The 18,654-nt window shown below is 45.7% G+C and carries 15 protein-coding genes and 2 tRNA genes; 10 read left to right on the top strand and 7 right to left on the bottom strand.

The features are described from left to right. Positions 1-41 precede the first annotated feature (41 nt). Both ACFBZI_RS01210 and ACFBZI_RS01205 read left to right on the top strand, forming a co-directional pair. Positions 42-845 carry a glycosyltransferase family 8 protein gene (locus ACFBZI_RS01210; protein WP_375714648.1) on the top strand — a complete coding sequence of 268 codons (804 nt, stop codon included), beginning with the start codon at positions 42-44 and terminating at the stop codon, positions 843-845. Beyond that, a complete protein-coding gene (locus ACFBZI_RS01205) occupies positions 842-1,696 on the top strand; it encodes a glycosyltransferase family 2 protein (protein WP_375714647.1) in 855 nt (284 codons plus the stop codon). Before ACFBZI_RS01210 ends, ACFBZI_RS01205 begins: the two co-directional genes overlap by 4 nt. A 139-nt stretch (positions 1,697-1,835) precedes the next feature. On the opposite strand, the gene ACFBZI_RS01200 is transcribed toward ACFBZI_RS01205, so the two are convergent. Further along, positions 1,836-3,119: an acetyl-CoA C-acetyltransferase gene (locus tag ACFBZI_RS01200; protein ID WP_375714646.1), complete on the bottom strand. Its 1,284-nt coding sequence runs from the start codon at positions 3,117-3,119 to the stop codon at positions 1,836-1,838. 496 nt (positions 3,120-3,615) lie between these two features. Between ACFBZI_RS01200 and ACFBZI_RS01195 the strand changes: the two genes are divergently transcribed. The 4 genes from ACFBZI_RS01195 (at position 3,616) to hpt (ending at position 8,040) form a co-directional block, all read left to right on the top strand. Beyond that, positions 3,616-4,992 carry a 3-oxoacyl-ACP reductase gene (locus ACFBZI_RS01195; protein ID WP_375714645.1) on the top strand — a complete coding sequence of 459 codons (1,377 nt, stop codon included), beginning with the start codon at positions 3,616-3,618 and terminating at the stop codon, positions 4,990-4,992. 157 nt (positions 4,993-5,149) lie between these two features. After that, entirely contained in the window at positions 5,150-6,055 is a 906-nt protein-coding gene (locus ACFBZI_RS01190) for a MaoC family dehydratase (RefSeq protein WP_375714644.1), read from the top strand. Positions 6,056-6,132: 77 nt separating this feature from the next. Then, positions 6,133-7,398 (top strand): serine hydrolase domain-containing protein, encoded by a 1,266-nt coding sequence (locus ACFBZI_RS01185; protein WP_375714643.1) that lies wholly within the window; start codon positions 6,133-6,135, stop codon positions 7,396-7,398. 105 nt (positions 7,399-7,503) lie between these two features. Continuing rightward, entirely contained in the window at positions 7,504-8,040 is a 537-nt protein-coding gene (hpt, locus tag ACFBZI_RS01180; RefSeq protein WP_375714642.1) for a hypoxanthine phosphoribosyltransferase, read from the top strand. A gap of 201 nt (positions 8,041-8,241) precedes the next feature. Here hpt and ACFBZI_RS01175 read toward each other — a convergent pair whose 3' ends face one another. Next, positions 8,242-8,649 carry a hypothetical protein gene (locus ACFBZI_RS01175; protein ID WP_375714641.1) on the bottom strand — a complete coding sequence of 136 codons (408 nt, stop codon included), beginning with the start codon at positions 8,647-8,649 and terminating at the stop codon, positions 8,242-8,244. Positions 8,650-8,876: 227 nt separating this feature from the next. Continuing rightward, positions 8,877-10,775, bottom strand: a complete 1,899-nt coding sequence (gene ilvD, locus ACFBZI_RS01170) for a dihydroxy-acid dehydratase (RefSeq protein ID WP_375714640.1) — start codon at positions 10,773-10,775, stop codon at positions 8,877-8,879. A gap of 808 nt (positions 10,776-11,583) precedes the next feature. Here ilvD and ACFBZI_RS01165 point away from each other — a divergent pair. Next, on the top strand, positions 11,584-13,227 hold the full coding sequence (locus ACFBZI_RS01165) for a BCCT family transporter (RefSeq protein ID WP_375716282.1): 1,644 nt from the start codon (positions 11,584-11,586) through the stop codon (positions 13,225-13,227). A 148-nt stretch (positions 13,228-13,375) separates the two neighbouring features. Here ACFBZI_RS01165 and ACFBZI_RS01160 read toward each other — a convergent pair whose 3' ends face one another. Beyond that, a complete protein-coding gene (locus ACFBZI_RS01160) occupies positions 13,376-14,029 on the bottom strand; it encodes a hypothetical protein (protein WP_375714639.1) in 654 nt (217 codons plus the stop codon). 164 nt (positions 14,030-14,193) lie between these two features. Here ACFBZI_RS01160 and ACFBZI_RS01155 point away from each other — a divergent pair, with 164 nt between their 5' ends. Further along, positions 14,194-14,616, top strand: a complete 423-nt coding sequence (locus ACFBZI_RS01155; protein WP_375716281.1) for an HIT family protein — start codon at positions 14,194-14,196, stop codon at positions 14,614-14,616. Positions 14,617-14,859: 243 nt separating this feature from the next. Here ACFBZI_RS01155 and ACFBZI_RS01150 read toward each other — a convergent pair whose 3' ends face one another. Continuing rightward, complete coding sequence (locus ACFBZI_RS01150; RefSeq protein WP_375714638.1) at positions 14,860-15,633, bottom strand: ferredoxin--NADP reductase; 774 nt, start codon at positions 15,631-15,633, stop codon at positions 14,860-14,862. Between the two features lie 150 nt (positions 15,634-15,783). Between ACFBZI_RS01150 and tsaA the strand changes: the two genes are divergently transcribed. Continuing rightward, positions 15,784-16,503, top strand: a complete 720-nt coding sequence (gene tsaA / locus ACFBZI_RS01145; RefSeq protein WP_375714637.1) for a tRNA (N6-threonylcarbamoyladenosine(37)-N6)-methyltransferase TrmO — start codon at positions 15,784-15,786, stop codon at positions 16,501-16,503. 279 nt (positions 16,504-16,782) lie between these two features. Here tsaA and ACFBZI_RS01140 read toward each other — a convergent pair. Together ACFBZI_RS01140 and ACFBZI_RS01135 are read right to left on the bottom strand one after the other, a co-directional pair. Further along, positions 16,783-16,869: transfer RNA gene (locus tag ACFBZI_RS01140), tRNA-Leu, on the bottom strand. A 7-nt stretch (positions 16,870-16,876) separates the two neighbouring features. After that, positions 16,877-16,950, bottom strand: a tRNA-Cys gene (locus ACFBZI_RS01135). 325 nt (positions 16,951-17,275) lie between these two features. Between ACFBZI_RS01135 and ACFBZI_RS01130 the strand changes: the two genes are divergently transcribed. Then, positions 17,276-18,634, top strand: coding sequence for an efflux RND transporter periplasmic adaptor subunit (locus ACFBZI_RS01130; protein WP_375714636.1), 1,359 nt, complete (start codon positions 17,276-17,278; stop codon positions 18,632-18,634). Positions 18,635-18,654: the final 20 nt, after the last annotated feature.

Genomic DNA, 18,654 nt, shown 5'->3' with positions numbered 1-18,654 from the left:
AAGATTAGCGATATTAACGATGGATAAGACGGATAAAATCGATGAATAGAATCAAAGTTGTTTTTGGTGCAGATTTTAGCTATGCTGAGCAGTTGGTCGTTACCCTAAAATCCATCTGTTATCATAACAGGCAGGTGGATTTTTATGTGTTAAATCGTGATTTTCCCAGTGAGTGGTTCAAAGCAATTCAGATGAAATTATCAGCATTTGACAGTACCATCACGGACATCAAAATCGACAACCCAACCATCAAGCAATTTAAAACTTATCCGCACATCAATTCAGACGCCACTTATTTTCGCTATTTTATTCCACAACTGCTTGATTTTGATAAGGTTTTGTATTTGGATTGTGATTTGGTGGTCAATGGTTCTTTGCGTGATTTGTTTGATATTGAGCTTGGCAAGCATTTTGTGGCGGCAGTCAAAGACCCAATTGCCAACGAAATTTATCAATATAAAGGCGAATTTAACGCAGGCGTGCTGTTGATTAATAGCAAACTGTGGCGTGGTGAAGAGATTTGCGATAAGGCATTGGCTTATACCACCGAATACAAAGACTTGATTACCGATGGCGATCAAGAAGTGCTAAATGAGCTATTTCGTGATCGTTGGTTGAAATTGGCACGGGGATTTAATTATCAAGTTGGTATTGATTTTATGCATAAAATGCACAAAATCACCAACCAAAGCCAAGATGATTTTGGGCAGAGATTGCCATTAATTGTCCATTATTCTACCGCAGCCAAGCCTTGGAAAAATCTATTTCACACTCGTTTGCGTGAATTGTATTGGTTTTATTATTCGCAGGATTGGTCGCAAATTATAGGAAATCAACACGCATGATAGTCAAAAATTCTCATCAAAAAACCGTCGCCGTTATCACATCAAGTACCGGGCGCAGCGAATTGGAGCGTGCAATCCTAAGCGTCAAAGCCCAGACTTATTCTGCCAAGCATTATGTGATTGTCGATGGCGATCAATTCGCCGACAGAGTGCGAGCAATTGTTAAAAAATATCCTGAAGTCGTCACGGTGTATTTGCCGATGAATACTGGGGCTAACGGCAAAATTAACAGCACAATTAACGCCATTGCACCGTTTTTGACCCAAGAAGATTATGTCTGCTATTTGGACGATGATAACTGGTATGAGCCAAACCATATTGCAAGTTTGGTGCATACTTTGCAGAAGAGCCAAGCACATTATGCCTATGCCTTGCGTAATTTTTGTGATGAATCTGGCGATTTGATTTGCCCTGATCATTGGGAATCAGTGGGCGATTACGACAGCTTGCCAAGCGAAGTTTATCTTGATATTTTATCAAAGAATCAAAAACTTAAGATGAAATTTAACCGAGTCACCCCCAGACATATCGATACCAATTGTTATTTTTTTCCAAGGGATTTGGCATTGTCGCTGGCGGTAACTTGGGAAAACGGTGGCAGATTGAATGATAAAGCAGTCTTTAAAAGGCTATGCGATGTCGGTGCTGTCGGTATCTCAACAGGGCAATTTACAGTCAATTACACCTTTGAATTTTTTAGAGCGTTCAAAGATGCTGCCAAACAACTCACCGATATGGGGCTGAGTATGGCAGAAGTTAAGCAATTTGGCCGGCAGATGATGCCGACTTTGAGCAATCACGCCCTAGAACATCATAACAATCAACCGCCTTGGTTGAATAATAAAATTTAGCCAATTGGTTTATTCATCAAAATTAAAATTCAATATATTTAATATAATTTTAAATAAAAACACCATCTACCACAAAATTGGCAGATGGTGTTTTTTTGGCAAATTTGAGCTTTTATGCCTGATTTTTGATACTTAACACTTAACGCTCCAAAATGCACACCACGCCTTGACCGCCAGCAGCACAGATAGACACTAAGGCACGGCCTGAGCCTTTTTGGGCAAGCAGCTTGGCAGCGGTGGCGATGATACGCCCACCAGTGGCAGCAAAGGGGTGTCCTGCAGCTAGGCTTGAGCCATTGACATTAAGCTTGCTGCGGTCAATCGCTCCCAGTGGTGCGTCCAAGCCTAGGCGAGTTTTGCAAAAAGTTTCATCTTCCCAAGCGGCCAAGGTGGACAGCACTTGTGATGCAAATGCTTCGTGAATTTCATAAAAATCAAAGTCTTGCAAGCTAAGACCAGCACGAGCCAGCATTTTTGGTACGGCATAGACAGGTGCCATGAGTAGGCCTTCGGTCAGGCCTTGTTTGCCGATAAAATCGACAGCAGCCGTTTGCTGATGCGTCAGATACGCCAACGGCTCAAAGCCATGCTCTGCCGCCCACGCTTCACTGGATAACAGCACGCACGATGCACCATCAGTCAGTGGCGTGCAGTTGCCAGCGGTCATCGTGGGGTTGGCATTTTTTTTGCCAAAGACAGGTTTTAGGCTGGCAAGCTTTTCTGGCGTGGTGTCGGCTCGCAGGTTGTTATCTTGCACCAAGCCTTTATAAGGCGTCATCAAATCGGCAAAAAACCCAGCTTCATAGGCAGCGGCAAGGTTTTGGTGGCTGCGATATGCCAAGGCGTCCTGCTCGGTACGGCCGATGTCCCACTCCAGTGCAGTGATGGCTTGGTGTTCGCCCATGGATAGGCGAGTGCGGGGTTCGCCATTTTGGGGCAGTGCCAATAGGTCTTTGGGGTTGATGCTACTGATGGCAGATAGGCGTTGCTTGGCGTTTTTGGCGTTGCTTAGGCGTAATAATGGTTTACGCAGACCGTCTCCCAGTGCAATCGGTGCGTCCGATGTGGTATCCGTACCGCCTGCGATACCGCTGTCGATGATGCCTAGGGCGATTTTATTTGCCACAGCAAACACCGCCTGCAGGCCTGTGCCGCACGCTTGTGAGATGTCATAAGCAGGCGTGGTTGGCGACAAATCGGTATTTAGCACCGATTCTCGAGTTAGGTTCAGATCTCGGCTGTGCTTGAGTACCGTGCCTGCGACCACTTCGCCGATTGGCTTGTCCGCCAATTCAAAGCGAGCCACCAAGCCATCTAACGCCGCCGACAGCATATCGATATTGCTGGCGTCGGCATAGACACCGTTACTGCGTGCAAAAGGAATGCGATTACCGCCTAAGATGGCGACTTTTTGAATGCTCATGGTTTATCCTTAAATTTTTGTGAATTTATTATCAATTGATACCAAATAACGCCAAAATCAGACGGCACAAATGGCAAAATTGACCATCAAGACCCAGTTAGCTTAACACTATTAATTCGTCCTGTGGGAATTTTCCGATAATAAATAACAAAATATTATACAAAAATTATTTTAAATTACTATTTTTTATAAAAACATACCATTGACCATCAAGTCATGATTAATCCCAGTCGCCAATCAGTAACGAACCATGACAAACACTTGGCATAATCCGTATTTGGTGGCATTTGTGGGAGCTTGTGTCAATTGATGGAAAATTGTTAAAAAAATATGGCAAAAGCCGCCAACCATTTTTGATTATGCCGATTCTGTGATACAATAGGGTGCTATATTACAAATTTATCTTTGCCAATGGATATTTGATTTATTCTGGAATTGTCTGGAATTTAACTATCTAGAATTTTCGGCAAATACACAAGCAAATCAGGAGAGCAAGATGAGCGATCGTTACGGAGAGTTGGTGCAATCCCCTTTGGGCAGAAAAGTGGCAAAAAACCTAGGCTTGCCAATGCCCATCAAGCTGGATCGGTTTGAGCTGGGTCAGCCAGTGGTGCGTGGCGAAGTGGCGTTGGGGCTGTCGGTGGGCGATGATGTGGCGGTGCGTGAAGCGTTGGCACAGATTTTGACGACTCACGATGCCAAAGTTGCCTGCAACCAAACGGCACAATACCCTGCCAAAAGCAGCGATTTGTCCGCTCGTCTTGATGACGAAAATGCCCGCTTTAAGGTGGTGATTTTTGATGCCACCAATATCAAAAATGCCGATGAATTAAAGCAAGTGTATGAATTTTTTCAGCCATTGGCACGCCGTATCAAATCATCAGGGCGAGTCATCATCATCGCTCGCCCCAGCTGCTGCACAGGCACGGATGTGCATTTTGCCCTAGCACAGCGAGCATTATTGGGCTTTGTCAAATCCATCGCCAAAGAATTCAAAAAAGGCATCACCGCCCAAGTGCTGTATGTGCAAAATGGGGCAGAAAATCAGCTGGCACACACGCTAAACTTTTTTATGTCTGCCAAATCTGCCTATGTGTCTGCTCAGCCGATTTATATTGGCCAAGCAAATGCCGAACAAACAAATGCCGACACCTTGCAAGGCAAAAAAATCCTAGTTACTGGGGCAAGCCGTGGCATTGGGCAGGCGATTGCCGAAGTGTTGGCTCGTGATGGGGCAAAGGTGTATTGTCTTGATGTACCAGCCAGTTTGGCGGATTTACAAAAAGTTGCTGGACGCATTGGCGGTCAGGCATTGCCATTGGACATCACTGATGCCAATGCTGCCGAGCAGATTGTCCGTGCTTGTGGTGAGCTTGACGGCGTGGTGCATAACGCTGGCGTAACTCGTGATAAGACTTTGGCGAAGATGAGCGAAGACAAGTGGGATTTGGTACTGGGGATTAACCTTGCTGCCATCGCACGCATTAACGATTATTTGCTCGCCAATCAAGGACTTAGCCCATCGGCACGCATCGTGTGTGTGTCGTCCATTTCAGGTATTGCTGGCAATTTGGGTCAGTCAAATTATGCCACCAGTAAGGCAGGCGTGATCGGCTTGGTTGAAGCAACCGCCAAGCTATTAGAAGGTTCATCACGCACCATTAACGCTGTCGCTCCGGGCTTTATTGAGACCAAAATGACAGGTCAAATCCCATTTGCTATCCGTGAAGCTGGCCGCCGCATGAACTCGATGAGCCAAGGCGGCGAGCCTGTCGATGTCGCCGAGACCATCGCTTGGCTGCTGTCGCCACAAGCTGGCGGTATCAATGGTAATGTCGTGCGTGTCTGCGGTCAAAGCCTGTTGGGTGCGTGATTGCAATTTAATTGAGTTAATTTAAATTTTGATGCTTGAGCGGTGATTTTTCATTATTTCAAATTTAAAGCTCAAGCATCGCAGGCACGATTTACCAAACTTATCGCTGATTTTTCATTGGGTTTTGCCCATTAGCCAGTTAGCCAAAGGAAATTTTATGTCGGACAAACATTTTAGCGAATTGCCCAAAATGCACACGACTTACGCCAATGTCATCAAAAGCCTACTGCCATCTGCCCAGACGGCAGCGCTAAGCTTGCCTGAGTCGGTCTATACCGTGGATAAGCTGGCGATTGACCAAAGCAATTTGCGTGATTATCGCAAAATTTGTGGCTTTGTGGACGATGGGCGAGTGCCTGCCACTTATTTTGCGGTGCTGTCGCAGACTTTGCAGATGAATATGATGGCAACAGGCGAATTTCCTTTTGCGATGTTGGGGCTGGTGCATTTAGAAAACAGCGTTACCCAGCACCGAGTGATTTTTGACACCGAAACGGTGAGTATGTCGGTACGCTTGGACAATTTGCGTGTGCATGACAAAGGACAGCAGTTTGATTTTTTGACCACGGTGATGGTGGGTGATGAGCTGGTCTGGCAGGGCGTTTCCACTTATTTATCTCGTCAAAAAAAATCCAAAGCCGACCGCCAAGCCGCCAAAAACGACAAAACCACGGACAAAAAACCAACGCCTGCCAAGCCTGAAGCTGTCGAAGGCGGCATCTGCCTAAGTCTAGAGATTGCCGAAGACATCGGACGGCGTTATGCCTTTGTTTCTGGTGATTTTAATCTCATTCACTTGCACCCCTTGTCGGCACGAGCGTTTGGCTTTCCTAAGGCGATTGCTCACGGCATGTGGACAAAGGCACGCTCATTGGCTGCCATCAGTCGCCAGTTTGATTTGCCAGCGGCATATCGAGTTGATGTGTCGTTCAAGTTGCCAGTATTTTTGCCATCAAAGGTTGAGCTATTAAGTGATGCACCTTGTCAGCTGGGCATTGAGTTTGGCTTATATGCCAAAGATGCGGACAAAACGCACCTGTTGGGTACGGTGGCTTTTTTGTAAGTTTTTGATTGTTATAATTTTTTTTTCATGATTTGTTGATGATTTATCATTGATATTGATTGTGCGGTAAGTGTTTCATGTTACAAACAGATTTTCAGTCGGTACTGGATTCGTTGCAGCTGGACGATGCCCCAGCTGGCGGTGCTTTGGCGATTTATCATCAGGGCAAATTGGTGGTCAATGCCGCCATAGGGCAAGCCTTGCCAAATCAGCCTTGGTCTGTGCAGACTTTGTCGGTGAATTTCTCCATCGGCAAGGGCGTGATGGCAACCCTAATCGCTGTTTTGGTATCCCAAGGGCTTTTGGATTATGATGCTTGTGTGAGCAAATATTGGCCAGAATTTGCCCAAAATGGTAAACAAAATATCACGCTAAAACAAGTACTTAGCCATCGAGCAGGGCTATTTGACATCACATCGGTGGCAACCGACGCTCAAGCGTTGTTGGATTGGCAATTTATGCTAACCCACATCGCTGCCATGCCCATTGGCACGCCAAAAAACCAAGAAACGCACCACTATGCCAGTGCTTACAGTGCTTTGGTGTCAGGCTGGGTGCTGGGCGGCTTGGTGGAGCGAGTAACAGGCATGACGGTCAATCAAGCCCTAAATCATTATCTGGCACAGCCTTTGGGTGTGGTGGGCGAGCTGTATTATGGGATTGGTAGTGAGCTGCTTGATCAAGTTGCCAAGCCTGTGCGGTATTTTTATCAGTCGCCAAATGACAACACGCCACGCCATAAGCCAGTGCTAAAGCCTGACAGCCAAGCGACTTTGCAGACCTTTGCCAATTTGCCCGTGAGTCAATTGTGGCAAGCAGCATTGGGCGATACGACTGCCAACACTGCCAATATTAACCGTCTGTATTTTGACACCAGTCGCATGAATTTGGCAAATTATAAAAATGCTCTCATGCCCAACGCCAAAGACGGTCTGGAGTATCACCGTGATGCGGTGCTGATGGCAACCATTCCTGCCGCCAATGGCATCTCAACGGCCAACGCACTGGCTCGCATCTACGCCATGCACGCCGCTGGTGGCAGCTGGCAGGGTCAGACCTTGATTGATGCCGATACTATGGCACAGCTGCGAGCGGTGCAGGCGAGCGGCTTTGATGCGGTGATGCCAGCGGATATGCAGTGGCGACTGGGTTTTCATCGTGTATTTAGCCTACAAGATGCCAAGCAAGCGTACGGACATATGGGTTATAATGGCTCGGTGGCGTTTTGCGATCCACAGCGTCAGCTGGCATTTGCTTTTATTCATAATTTTGATACCACAATGCTCAACGACATTCGCCAATTTGCTCTGTCGGAATTGGCATTGGCAAAATTTCAGCAGTGATAAATTTTAGCATTGATTAATCATATCAATCATTTTAATAGTTTTAACAATTTTAACAGTTTTTATAGTTTTAATAATCTTAACAAGCGTATATTTGGAGTATCCATGAGCGAACCACGAGAATTGAATGTGATGATTTCTGCCGAACAAATCGCCGCCAAAGTCGAAGAGCTGGGCGTAGCCATCAATGCCCATTATGCCAACAGCGATAAAGAATTGGTATTGGTCGGCTTGTTGCGTGGTTCGGTGATTTTTATGGCGGATTTGTGCCGTCAAATTGCCAAGCCGCACGAAATTGACTTTATGACCGTGTCAAGCTATATCAACAAAACCACCGTCTCAAGCGGCGATGTTAAAATTATCAAAGATTTGGACAGCGAAATCAAAGGCAAAGATGTGCTGATTGTCGAAGATATTATCGATTCTGGGCGTACTTTGTCAAAAGTGGTTGAGATTTTACAAACTCGTGAGCCAAATTCCATCGAAATTTGCACTTTGGTGAGTAAGCCATCACGCCGAGAAATCCCAATGGCGGTGAGTTTCTGTGGTTTTGAAGTTGAAGACAGATTTATTGTAGGCTATGGCTTGGATTATGACCAAAAATACCGCCATTTGCCATTCATTGGTGAAATTGGACTGTGATGAATTTTTAAAATTGTAATCATTTGAAAAAGTTAATTTAATCTAAGTTAATTGATGCGATAAATTGATTTAACCATACGGATTCAATAAAATGACAAGTCAAATGTCATAAGTCAAATACCACAAGCCAAACATTGTAAGCCAAATAAAACCACCTTCGGACAATCCAAAGGTGGTTTTATTTAACTAAAACTTAACCAATTAAGGCTTAAGCAGTGTGTCCAATTTGTTATTTAGTGTGTCGGTTACGCAGGCTTTCAAAGAATGCGATACAATTTTTTGGGCGACAGTGGCACGAGTGTCGGCGTTGATGGCAGCGTTTAGCACTTCGGTCAAGTTCACTACTTCTGGGGCCTTTTTGACAACGCAGCTGCAGGTAGCGTCAACGACTTTGGCTTGCGTTTCGGTTTTCATGGTAGCTGCAGCGGCTTTCCAGTATTGATTGTTGGCCAGTTGAGTTTGGCAGGTTTGTTTAACGGCATTGTTAAACAGGTTTGCACTGGCAACGCCAGCATTGTGAGCGGCTGATTTTTGAGCGTCGGTTGTTGTAACTGCACAGCCTGACAGGGCGATGATGGCAGCGGCAGCGGCGATTTTTAGACTTTTCATAACATATCCTTAATGAGTGGACCAAAGATAGCTATATGATAACAGAAATTTGGCACAAATCATGCATATTTATGCCAAATTTACAAAACTTCATCATAAAAAAAACATGGGCAAAATATTGGTAAAATATATTCACCGTGTATTTTGACCCATGTCTTATCGCTCATTGTAGTCTGTGTTTTGCCGATGGGTTTTGTCCATTGGCTTAATGTTGGGACAAAAGCGGATTATTCTACTTGTGATACATCACGCACCGCCCCTGTGTCGGCACTGGTTGCCATGGCGGCGTAGGCACGCAGGGCTTGGGAAACATGGCGTTCACGATTGACAGGTTTCCAAGCGTTTTTGCCACGAGCGTCCATGGCGGCACGGCGATTGGCAAGTTCGTCATCGCTGATATCTAGATGAATGCTGCGATTTGGAATGTCAATGTGAATGGTGTCAAATTCTTCGACCAAGCCTATCGCACCGCCTTCGGCAGCTTCTGGGCTGGCGTGTCCAATCGATAATCCAGAAGTACCGCCTGAGAAACGACCATCGGTCAGCAATGCACAGGCTTTGCCCAAGCCTTTGGATTTTAGGTAGCTGGTTGGGTAGAGCATTTCTTGCATGCCGGGGCCGCCTTTGGGGCCTTCGTAGCGGATAATGACGATGTCGCCTGCAACAATTTTATCTGCCAAAATCGCTTCTACCGCACTGTCTTGGCTCTCAAACACTCTGGCACGGCCAGTGAATTTTAGGATACTTTCGTCCACGCCAGCGGTCTTGACCACACAGCCACGCTCGGCGATATTGCCAAACAGCACCGCCAAACCGCCATCTTGAGAGTAGGCAAATTCTTTGGAGCGGATACAGCCAGATTCACGGTTCAGATCCAGATTGCTCCAGACTTTATTTTGGCTAAAGGCTTGAGTGGTACGCACGCCACCGGGGGCGGCAATGTAGCGTTCACGAGCATCAGTGTTGTCAGGATTCATGACATCCCACTTGGCTAAGGCGTCCGCCATTGTGGCAGCGTGTACGGTTGAGACATCGGTGGCTAGTAGCCCAGCTCGGTTTAGTTCAGCCAAGATCCCCATCACGCCACCAGCACGATGCACATCTTCCATGTGGTATTTTTGGGTGGCAGGGGCGACTTTTGATAAGCAAGGCACCAAGCGACTTAGGCGGTCAATATCCGCCATCTTAAAGTCCACGCCTGCTTCACTGGCAGCTGCCAATAGGTGCAAGATGGTATTGGTTGAGCCACCCATAGCAATGTCTAGGCTCATGGCGTTTTCAAAGGCGGCTTTGGTGGCGATGCTTTTTGGCAATACTGAATGGTCATCTTGTTCATAATAACGCTTGGTAATCTCAACAATCATTCGTCCAGCTTCCAAAAACAGCTCTTTGCGTTTGGCGTGCGTGGCAAGCAGCGAGCCATTACCCGGCAACGACAGACCCAGTGCTTCGGTTAAGCAGTTCATAGAATTGGCGGTAAACATACCAGAGCATGAGCCACAAGTTGGGCAAGCCGAACGCTCGACACTGGCGACATCATTATCACTGATCAAATCATCAGCAGCATCAATCATTGCATCGACCAAGTCCAGCTTACGCACTTTTTGACCGCTGTCATTGACCACCGTCTCGTGGGCGGTATGACCATCGTGCAGCTCGCTTGCCAAGACCTTACCAGCTTCCATCGGGCCGCCAGAGACAAAGATGGTTGGAATGTTCAGACGCATGGCGGCCATCAGCATGCCCGGGGTGATTTTATCGCAATTTGAGATACATACCAACGCATCGGCACAGTGAGCATTGACCATATATTCAACGCTATCGGCAATCAAATCACGGCTTGGCAAGCTATACAGCATACCGCCATGCCCCATGGCGATGCCGTCATCGATGGCGATGGTGTTAAATTCTTTGGCGACGCCGCCGGCTTTTTCGATTTCACGAGCGACCAGCTGACCCATGTCCTTCAGATGCACATGACCTGGGACAAATTGGGTAAAAGAGTTGGCGATGGCGATAATCGGCTTATCAAAATCGCCATCAGTCATGCCTGTGGCACGCCACAACGCACGAGCCCCTGCCATGTTGCGGCCAGCGGTGGAAGTTTTGGAGCGATAGATTGGCATAATTGTTTTTCCTATTTTCATGTAAATTTATGCTAACAAATCCAATGCTAAATTGGCGGTTGGCTAACAATTTTCTTGGTATTTTAGCATTTTTTACGAGCAAAAACTTGCTTGATTTTTTGGCAAGATTATAAATTTTGGTTATAAGTGGTGTTTTTGTATGGTTTTAAAGCAATTTATTGGATAATATCATAAAATTACAAAAGAGCAACAAATTCACGACTTTATAAAAAACCAATATAAATCAAATAGTTAAATCAATAATTTTGGCTAAAATTGGATAAATTTCCCAAAAATTTACCAATAATATATCACAATATTTGCAAAATATCGCAATTCTTGCTAGGCTTAGGGCGTTTACTGATAAATGGTTAATCCGTTGGCGTATCAATTTTTGAGCCACAGGATTGGCTTTTTGTGGTATTTATTATGGTGTATTTAAGTTATTTTTGATTGATTTTTAATTGTATTTTTGCCTAGGATTGGTACAAACGCTGGCAAACGCCAAAGGATAATTTGACATTTGCCGACACATCAGCCATATTGATTGGCTTGATAATACAATTAAAAATCTGTCCAACTGTCTGATTGCTTAGGATTTGTTTGATATTTGTTAAATTTTTTTTAAGTTAAAATTTTAAAAGTTATCATAAATTTTATCAAAACTTTTTAAGTTAAACTTAAATTTTAATGAGCAATAAATCAACAGTCAAACTCACAAAAATTACAGACCAAGGAGAGATGAATGCGTGTATCCGACACACCACCCAAAAAACCCACCAGCAAGCACGAAAGCGACACTCACATCATGACCGAAGGGGTGAAAATCAGCCGATTTGGCATTTTCCCCAAGGTCAGTGTGCCTGTTTTTGCCATTTCGTCGTTGCTCGTAGTGCTGTTTATGCTGTATGGCTCGCTGTTTAGTGAGCAGGCAGGGCAGATTTTTGGGCAAATGCAGAGCCTGATTAGCCATAAATTTGGCTTTGTGCTGATTATTTTGATGAATGCCGCTGTGGTGTTTTGTATTTATTTGGCGTTGAGTCGCTATGGCGATATTCGCTTGGGGCATCAGACCGAAGTGCCTGAATACAGTTTTGGCTCGTGGATTGGTATGCTGTTTTCGGCAGGCATTGGCATTGGGCTTTTGTACTGGGGAACGGCAGAGCCATTATATCACTTCGTTGCACCGCCAAAGGCCGAACCTGAAACGATGGCGGCAGCGGTTGATGCGATGAAAATCTCATTTTTGCATTGGGGGCTGCACGCATGGGCGGTGTATGCGGTGGTGGCGTTGTCTTTGGCGTATTTTCATTATCGGCGTGGTTTACCGCTGTCGATTCGCTCGGTGCTTTTTCCCTTAATTGGTAAAAAAATCTACGGCGGTTGGGGGCATACGGTCGATATTTTGGCGGTTTTTGGTACGATTTTTGGCGTGGTAACTTCGCTTGGCTTGGGCGTGATGCAGCTGGAGACAGGTTTGGTGCAGCTGTGGGGTCTAACGCCCAGTTTGATGCTAAAAATCGCTCTGATTGCGGTGATTACCGCTTGTGCGACCATCTCGGTGATGGCAGGGCTGGACAAGGGCGTCAAAAGATTGAGCGACATTACCATCATCGTAACGCTGCTGTTTTTGGCGTTTATGATTATCATGGGGCCAACGCAGTTTATTTTGGACAGTTTTGTCGAAAATATCGGTAATTATGCCGGCAATCTCATTGAGCTGGGTCTGTGGAATGAAGCCTATAAAGACACCGATTGGCAGGCATCATGGACGGTGTTTTATTGGGCGTGGTGGATCAGCTGGTCGCCATTTGTGGGGATTTTTATCGCTCGCATTTCTCGTGGGCGTACCATCAGAGAGTTTTTGTTTGGTGTGCTGCTTGTGCCGATGCTGCTGCTGTTTTTGTGGTTCACTGCCTTTGGTGGCGTGGCAATCCACATGGAGCTAAATGGCTCGTTTGGCTTGCTTGAAGCGGTGCAGGCAGATTATGGTAGTGCGATTTTTAAACTGCTGGAATATTATCCATTTACCCAAGGTTTAATCAGTGTGGCGTTGGTGATGATTATTCTGTGGTTTGTAACATCGGCAGATAGTGCTAGCCTTGTGGTGGATATGCTGACCGCTGGCGGTGAGACCGATCCGCCAAAGATTCAGCGATTGTTTTGGGTCAGCTCTGAAGGCATCGTGGCAGCGGTGCTACTGGCAGCAGGCGGTTTGGGGGCATTACAAGCGGCGGCGATTGTGGCAGGTTTGCCATTTGCACTGGTGATTTTTGTGATGATGTATTGTTTGTGGCGTGGCTTGGGTCGTGATAGACTGACCCTATATCGCAACAGTCAATGGTACATCACCGAAGAATCTGCCGAGCATAATTCGCACAATGAAATGACCGATGAGCATCTGCTGGGTGGTCCATTGCCATTGCCCAAGTCTGATGATGAGCAAGGCTAATGGCTTGATTTGCCGTAGTGCATTATCGTGATAGGTTTGCATCATCATGACTGTTAATAACAAACCCACTTGTGTGCTTGCAAGTGGGTTTATTTATTTTGATTTATTTTACCGACTAATCATTGGTTAATGAATTAATAATTTGGCTTTATAGCGTGGTGGCGGTTACTTTTTCTAAGATGGCATCGTGCAGATATTTCATCTTATCAGGGTGGTTGTTTTTTAGGGTGTTGATGGCGTGCGTCGTGGCCAGTGCGTGGGCATTTGGTAGGCGAACATAGCCATCAACGGTTGGCGTCAGCTCCAAATCATCGCCTTGCAAATCCACGCTGATTAATTGATACGCAGCGTTTTTGTACAATACATTGACGCAGCCAGCCAGTTGCCAGCGAGTGGCTTCTTGCTCGATGAGTGTATGTTTTTCGCCATAGACAGCTTGGCTACTTTTTGCAGTATTGGTAAACTGTGTATGTAGAGCAAGAGATAAAGCATCGCAGGCAATCACCGCCGTGCCGCTGATTTTGATATGCCACGCTGGTGATATGCTGCCCAACGGCAAGCCAAGTGCGGTGCAGGCTTGGGCGGCGGTCATCGGCGTGTTGATTTGCTTAAGCAGCGATGGCGTCAGTGGCAAATCTGCCTTGATGTCATCAGGCAAACTATCATAATGTGCCAAAAACATCTGCGGCAAATCTTGGGCAGTTTGGATTTTGGCGAGCTTGACATTGTGCGTCCGAAAAACAAAACTGTCGTCAGCGAATAATTCTTGTAATATCAGCAAAGGTTTGTCGGTGCGATCCATGGTGTCGGTGTGCTTTAATGAATTGATTTAAGGAGTTGATAAATTGACTACTATACCACAAAACCGCCCACAAAATCAGATTAAATTATCATCGCAGCTGTGCTACAATGTGTCAAATAAAACGATTACCAAGACAACCACCAAAACAACCTAGGAGTGCGATGATGACGGTAGCTTATGATGACAACAATATTTTTGCCAAGATTTTGCGTGGTGAAATCCCTTGCCATAAGGTCTATGAAGACGATAAAACTTTGGCATTTATGGACATTATGCCAGTGGCGACGGGGCATGTGCTGGTGATTCCCAAATGCCCAGCGGTTGAGCTGTCGGACTTGCCGTTGGATTATGCGGCAGCGGTGATTGCCACTGCCCAAAAAATTATTAAAGCCCAACGCAGCGTCCTAAACACCCAAGGTATCACACAGATGCAGCTTAATGACGCCCAAGCAGGGCAGTCGGTATTTCATTATCACATGCATTTGGTGCCAGCACATTTTAGCGAAGTTGCCAAGCATGAAACAGCGATGGCTGATCCGCAAGCGTTGGCGGCACTGGCGGCAAAACTGTCAGCGGCGATTGCGTGATTTGATTTAACGATAATTTTATAGATTTAAAACAATTTAAAATTATCTAAAAAATTATTGATATTTCAATATCCCAATGTTCCAATGCTCTAATGTAGCCAGTAAAGGGCAAGTGCTTAAAACAAAAAGACGCATTGATTAAATCATGCGTCTTTTTATCTATCAAATATAATCTTAAAATCAGATGGACAATGTGATTAATTAAATACAATTAATAATAATAATAATAATAAAATCAATCACTTAGCCGACAAAGGCACGCTCAACCACATAGTCGGCAGGTTCGCCCATGCGTGGCGATACTGTCAAACCAAAACCGTCCAAAATCTCGGCGGTGTCGGCATTCATCGCCATGCTACCGCAGATCATCACACGGTCGTCGTCTTTATTAATTGGCGGTAGGCCAATGTCTGCAAACAATTTGCCTGATTTCATCAAGTCGGTAACACGCCCTGTGTTTTTGAACTCATCACGAGTGACGGTTGGGTAGTAGATGAATTTTTCACGCACCCATTCGCCAAAGATTTCATCATTTGGCAGCTCATTTTCAAAGAAGTCTTTATACGCCAAATCATTGACATGACGCACGCCATGCACCAAGATGACTTTTTCAAAGCGTTCATAAACTTCAGGATCACGGCACAATGACAAAAACGGTGCTAAACCTGTACCTGTGGCAAGCATATACAGGTGCTTACCAGGTAGCAAATCGTCCAGTACCAGCGTGCCAGTTGGTTTTTTGCTGATAAGCAATTCATCACCAACTTTGATGTGTTGTAGGCGTGAAGTCAGTGGACCATCAGGGACTTTGATGGAGAAAAATTCCAACTCTTCTGCCCAGTTTGGGCTGGCGATAGAATAAGCACGAGCCAAAGGTTTGCCATCAACCATGATGCCAATCATCGCAAATTCACCATTGCGAAAACGCAGGCTGTCGCCACGAGTGGTCTTGATGGTAAATAGGCTATCATTCCAGTGATGTACATAAGTGACGGTTTCTGTGATAAACTTAGACATAATATTCTCTTATTATCAAGGTGGCAGTCAAATCGCCAACAAAAGCCAAAGAAAAAAACATTGGCGTATGATAGCGAGTTTTGTGCCTTGGGTTTAGGGTAAATTTGGAATAAGCGACACGCATTTTAGCATAAACGAGAAAAATTCTCTATGACTATGATTCATTTGCCAGTGATTGGCCGTCATCATTCGCCATTGACCCAAAAATTTGGCATTCCCAGACAGCCAAATCTGGTCAATGTGGCAAGTACTATTGAGTTTATCGCCCCTTATGATACGCCAGCGGCCTTTGTGGGCATCGAGCAGTACAGCCATCTGTGGATAGTGTGGCAATTTCACCAAAACAAGTCGCAGGACAATTTTCGTCCGCAGGTGCGTCCGCCACGCTTTGGCGGTAATGCCAAAATGGGCGTTTTTGCCACACGCAGCATGTATCGCCCATCGGCATTGGGTTTGTCGGTGGTGCGGCTGCATCGGCTGGAGATTGATAAGCAGCGAGTGCGTCTGCACATCATCGGTGCGGACATGGTTGATGGTACGCCGATTGTGGACATCAAGCCGTATTTGCCATTTGTTGATAGCGTGCCGCAGGCGGTCTGTGGCACGATAGACACGCCGCCGATTCGCACGGTGAGAATCAATCAGCAGGCAATGCTTAAGCTAAATGAGCTAATCAATCAAGGCAATCTTACCCAAACAGACCTTGAGATTATCCAAAATCTTATTGCCCAAGACCCAAGACCTGCCTACCGCCAAGGCGAAATTGACACACCGTTTACGCTCAGATATGCCAAGGTGGATATTGACTTTGCCATGCTGACTGATGGGGCGATGGATATTGTTGGTTTTCGATTGATAGATGCTCGATAATTAATAACTGATGATTGATTAATCAATCCATCGCTGTGCTAATTTTATACTGATTTTATAAAAGGCATTGGCAAATTTGGGCAGTGAGTGCATAAGTGCAATGAACAAATGGTGAAATAATCAATTGGTAAATCACGCCCAAAAAGCCCAATCAAAGCAAGGCACAAATCAAGACATGATTAAAGTTAAAACACAGTCCGTTAAAACATAATCCAACAAAACCAAACAGCAAAACAAAAACCCCAATACCAGTGCATTGGGGTTTTGAACACCATAGGGTGGTGCCCGGGGCCGGACTTGAACCGGCACGCTCAAAAGAGCGAGGGATTTTAAATCCCTTGTGTCTACCAATTTCACCACCCGGGCGAAAAAATGGAGGCTGGAGTCGGAATCGAACCGGCGTACACGGAGTTGCAGTCCGCTGCATGACCACTCTGCCATCCAGCCCTTTAAGTCCTGATATCTTACCAAAAAATTTTAAAAATACAAGCAAAATTTTAAAAATTTGATAAAAAAGTCGCATTTTTATTAAGTTGTACATAAAACCCAGCAAAATGCAAGACAAAAATTTGACACTATGTGCAAAAATAATAGAAATATTCCCCTTTAATTGATGAAAAAATGGGCTATAATGGACAGATTTACTCCCAAACCCTTTAAATCAATGGGAGCTAACAAGTGGTTTTAAGGTTTTGCTTGATTTGCTGGCATTGGCATGGCGGATAAGTAGGTAAAGCCATAAAATTATTTTAGTGTAATAAAGTAGGTTGTTATGAAATTAAATTTACAAGCAGCGGTGATTATCGGGCTGATGACGAGTGCAGGCTTGATGACTGCGTGCGGCAAATCAGACCAGCAAGCCGCCGCACAACAACAAATGCCAAACCCTACCGTCGATGTTCAGACGGTTACTTTGCAGACAGTGCCGATTATCCAAAATTTTGCAGGGCGTGTGGCAGCCAGTGAGACTTCCGAAGTCCGTCCGCAGGTAACAGGCATCGTTGATGAAGTGCTGTTTCGAGAAGGCAGCGTCGTGCGTGCAGGTCAGCCGCTATATCGCATCAATGTGGACAGTTACACCAGTGCTATCCAAGCTGGTGAAGCGGCGGTAAAAAATGCCGAAGCTGCGGTGAGCAATGCCCAAGCGACCAAAGCGTCGGCACAGGCGAATTTGACCGCTCAAGAAGCCAATTTGGCACAAGCTCGTGCAGACTTGGCACGACTAGAAGGCTTGTTAGAAGCTGAAGCGATTTCACGCCAATCATACGATCAAGCCGTCACAGCGGTGCGTACCGCACAGGCCAATGTCGAAGCTGCTAGAGCGGCAGTTGCCCAAGCAGACAGCACTGTCCACAGTGCCGCATCATCGGTACAAAGTGCCAAGGCAAATCTTGGTGCCAGTCAGCTGGACTATGGTCGTACGATTGTCAAAGCACCTATCAGCGGCGTAACAGGCATCTCGCAGGTGACGGCAGGGGCGTTGGTGTCTGCCAATCAGCCCACACCACTGGTTACTATTAGCCGCCTAAATGAAGTCTTTGTGGACATCAGCCAATCATCAACCCAAATGCTACGCCTGCGTGAGCAAATCGAATCAGGTCAAGCAGGTCAGGGCAGTGCCGAAGTGCAATTGGTACTAGAAGATGGCCAAACTTATCCAGCCTTGGGTAGATTGTTACTTGCCAATGCCAGCGTGGATAAAGCCACTGGCAATATGACCTTGCGTGCCATTTTCCCAAATCCTGAAGGCAAGCTAATCCCGGGTATGTTTGTCAATGCACGCCTAATCCAAAGCGTGGTGCATAATGCTGCTTTACTGCCCCAAAGTGCGGTGATTCGCACACCAAAAGGCGAAACCCAAGTTTATGTGGTCAATGGTGCCAATAAAGTTGAGCTGCGTAATGTAACGACAGCAGGGACTTATAATGGCAATTGGATCATCACAGGCGGTATCAATTCAGGTGAAAAAGTGGTTATCATTGGCGGCTCAAAGGTCAAACCAGATCAAGAAGTTACCGTGCGTGAGCTACCAGCGACCAGCAGTGAAGCCAATGCCGATGCTGGAGCACCGCCAGCTCAAGCACCTGCCGCTCCAGCTGCTGATGAGCCTGCCACTGATGAAAGCAAATAATCCAACAAAATAGGTAATGT

Origin of the sequence: Moraxella marmotae, from assembly GCF_042219885.1 — a bacterium.
GTDB classification, from domain to species: Bacteria; Pseudomonadota; Gammaproteobacteria; order Pseudomonadales; family Moraxellaceae; genus Moraxella; species Moraxella marmotae.
The sequence above is the reverse complement of the archived record's forward strand: the minus strand, read 5'-3'. Positions and strand labels throughout refer to the sequence as shown.

What these genes read in the sequence shown, in the direction of transcription:
- ACFBZI_RS01165 (WP_375716282.1), top strand. Translation starts at nt 11,584, where the DNA reads ATGACCGAAGGGGTGAAAATCAGCCGATTTGGCATTTTCCCCAAGGTC.
- hpt (WP_375714642.1), top strand. Translation starts at nt 7,504, where the DNA reads ATGAGCGAACCACGAGAATTGAATGTGATGATTTCTGCCGAACAAATC.
- ACFBZI_RS01195 (WP_375714645.1), top strand. Translation starts at nt 3,616, where the DNA reads ATGAGCGATCGTTACGGAGAGTTGGTGCAATCCCCTTTGGGCAGAAAA.
- ACFBZI_RS01210 (WP_375714648.1), top strand. Translation starts at nt 42, where the DNA reads ATGAATAGAATCAAAGTTGTTTTTGGTGCAGATTTTAGCTATGCTGAG.
- ACFBZI_RS01200 (WP_375714646.1), bottom strand. Translation starts at nt 3,119, where the DNA reads ATGAGCATTCAAAAAGTCGCCATCTTAGGCGGTAATCGCATTCCTTTT.
- ACFBZI_RS01190 (WP_375714644.1), top strand. Translation starts at nt 5,150, where the DNA reads ATGTCGGACAAACATTTTAGCGAATTGCCCAAAATGCACACGACTTAC.
- ACFBZI_RS01150 (WP_375714638.1), bottom strand. Translation starts at nt 15,633, where the DNA reads ATGTCTAAGTTTATCACAGAAACCGTCACTTATGTACATCACTGGAAT.
- tsaA (WP_375714637.1), top strand. Translation starts at nt 15,784, where the DNA reads ATGACTATGATTCATTTGCCAGTGATTGGCCGTCATCATTCGCCATTG.
- ACFBZI_RS01205 (WP_375714647.1), top strand. Translation starts at nt 842, where the DNA reads ATGATAGTCAAAAATTCTCATCAAAAAACCGTCGCCGTTATCACATCA.
- ACFBZI_RS01130 (WP_375714636.1), top strand. Translation starts at nt 17,276, where the DNA reads ATGAAATTAAATTTACAAGCAGCGGTGATTATCGGGCTGATGACGAGT.
- ACFBZI_RS01175 (WP_375714641.1), bottom strand. Translation starts at nt 8,649, where the DNA reads ATGAAAAGTCTAAAAATCGCCGCTGCCGCTGCCATCATCGCCCTGTCA.
- ACFBZI_RS01185 (WP_375714643.1), top strand. Translation starts at nt 6,133, where the DNA reads ATGTTACAAACAGATTTTCAGTCGGTACTGGATTCGTTGCAGCTGGAC.
- ilvD (WP_375714640.1), bottom strand. Translation starts at nt 10,775, where the DNA reads ATGCCAATCTATCGCTCCAAAACTTCCACCGCTGGCCGCAACATGGCA.
- ACFBZI_RS01155 (WP_375716281.1), top strand. Translation starts at nt 14,194, where the DNA reads ATGACGGTAGCTTATGATGACAACAATATTTTTGCCAAGATTTTGCGT.
- ACFBZI_RS01160 (WP_375714639.1), bottom strand. Translation starts at nt 14,029, where the DNA reads ATGGATCGCACCGACAAACCTTTGCTGATATTACAAGAATTATTCGCT.